This is a genomic window from Saccharopolyspora sp., assembly GCF_017434145.1.
Classification (GTDB): domain Bacteria; phylum Actinomycetota; class Actinomycetes; order Mycobacteriales; family Pseudonocardiaceae; genus Saccharopolyspora_C; species Saccharopolyspora_C galaxeae.
Map to the genome: position 1 here is coordinate 1 of NZ_JAFRFW010001029.1, position 1,764 is coordinate 1,764.

General features: G+C 71.0%; 4 protein-coding genes. 3 read left to right on the forward strand and 1 reads right to left on the reverse strand.

Features of this window, described 5'->3' with window-relative positions; all coding sequences use genetic code 11:
* The coding region (locus IJH84_RS28155; RefSeq protein ID WP_295150967.1) for a histidine phosphatase family protein at nucleotides 1-425 on the forward strand (425 nt) is incomplete at its 5' end.
* Nucleotides 426-453: 28 nt separating this feature from the next.
* Nucleotides 454-930 (forward strand): GNAT family N-acetyltransferase, encoded by a 477-nt coding sequence (locus IJH84_RS28160; RefSeq protein WP_295150969.1) that lies wholly within the window; start codon nucleotides 454-456, stop codon nucleotides 928-930.
* A 34-nt stretch (nucleotides 931-964) separates the two neighbouring features.
* On the opposite strand, the gene IJH84_RS28165 is transcribed toward IJH84_RS28160, so the two are convergent.
* Nucleotides 965-1,396: a hypothetical protein gene (locus tag IJH84_RS28165; protein ID WP_295150971.1), complete on the reverse strand. Its 432-nt coding sequence runs from the start codon at nucleotides 1,394-1,396 to the stop codon at nucleotides 965-967.
* Nucleotides 1,397-1,553: 157 nt separating this feature from the next.
* Here IJH84_RS28165 and IJH84_RS28170 point away from each other — a divergent pair.
* On the forward strand, nucleotides 1,554-1,764 hold a 211-nt coding region (locus tag IJH84_RS28170; RefSeq protein WP_295150973.1), incomplete at its 3' end, for a hypothetical protein.

A 1,764-nucleotide genomic window follows, 5' to 3' on the forward strand; every position in this document is an offset into this window, starting at 1 on the left:
CCAGCCCGCGGCAACGCGCCCGGCGCACCGCCGAACTCGCCGGGCTGGTGCCCACGACGGAGCCGCTGCTGGCCGAATGGGACTACGGCGACTACGAGGGCCGGACCACGCCGGAGATCCGCGAGAGCGTTCCGGAGTGGACGGTCTGGACCCACCCCTGCCCCGGCGGCGAATCCGCGGCGGAGGTCACCGCCCGCGCCGACGAGCTGATCGCGCGGATCACCGCCGAACCGCACCGCACCGACGTCGTGCTGTCCGGGCACGGGCACTTCAGCCGCGTGCTGATCGCGCGCTGGCTCGGCCTGCCCGGCACCGAAGGCGTGCGGTTCGCACTCGATCCGGCCGGGATGACCGTGCTTGGTCACGAGCGCGGCGTGCCGCAGCTCGAACGCTCGAACGTGCCCGCGCCGCAGGACGCGCGCTGACCAGGACAGGAACCGGGAGAACAACACCGTGGCGCAAGAGATCCGCCGGATCACCGAGCCCGACGTGCCCGCGGTCGTCGCGCTGGTGCACGCACTGGCGGACTACGAGGAATCGGCGCACGAATGCCACCTCACCGAAGCCCAGCTGCACCGCGCGCTGTTCACGCAACAGCCGGCGCTGTTCGGCCACGTCGCCGAAGCCGATGGTGCGGTCGCCGGTTTCACGCTGTGGTTCTTGAACTTCTCGACCTGGCACGGCACGCACGGGATCTACCTGGAGGACCTGTTCGTGCTGCCCGCGCACCGCGGCTCCGGCCTCGGCAAGCAGCTGTTGCGCACGCTGGCGCAGGAGTGCGTCGCGCGCGGTTACTCGCGGCTCGAGTGGTCGGTGCTGGACTGGAACACGCCGGCGATCGAGTTCTACGAATCCGTGGGAGCCGTCGGCATGGACGAGTGGACGGTGCACCGGCTCACCGGCGAGGCGCTGCACGACTTCGGGGCCTGATGCTGCACCATTCCGCCAAGCTGAGAGCGGGCCGCTACTCTCCCCCGCCCCCGGAATCGTGCGTTCCCCCGCCGTAGAACGACCACACGCGCCCGGTCCGGTTGAACATGAACCACAGCACGGCCACGGCCGGAACCGCGATCACGAAGCCGATCAGCGGCTGTTCGGACGGCCCGATCGCGTACCAGGCGATGCCGAGCAGGATCAGCTGCAACAGCAGCGCAGGCGTCCGCGCCCAGAACCTGCCCTGCCACATCCCGATCCCCGCCGCCAGCACGGCCACCGAGATGATCGCGAAGTAGCCGGCCTCGCCGAAGGTGTTGGTGCTGTTGAGCGCACCCACTCCGCCTGCGGCCGAGGGCGCGCGCACCAACAGCGCGATGACGAAGGCGAGCCCGAGGGCGGCCTCGGCGATGGTGATCACGGCGGCGATCCGCACGGTGCGCGGAGGAGCAGGAGACGGCACGGCGGCTTCGCCTTTCCGGGAGAGTCGGCGGCGCGGAGCCACCGGTGCGCGGTACTCGCCCCATAACACCGATCGTGACTCTGCGTGTGCGCTTTCGATGGTAATACCGCCCGAACGACGCATGACTACGGCCGGGGCCGCGGGCGAAGATCAGCGCATGGCTGGTGCGGCGGTCGTGGACTACGGGGTGTTCCGCGGACCCGCTTCGCTTCCGGCCGTTGCCGGCGCAGCAGGCGAGCACCGGTGCGCTTTCGGGGTTGCGCACCGCAGCGGAGCCGCCGCCGGAGATCGATGGCAAGCGCACGACCGGGCGCACCGCGAGCAGCGGACCCGCCACGCGGTCAGCTCGGCATTGGCGAGCCGCGGCC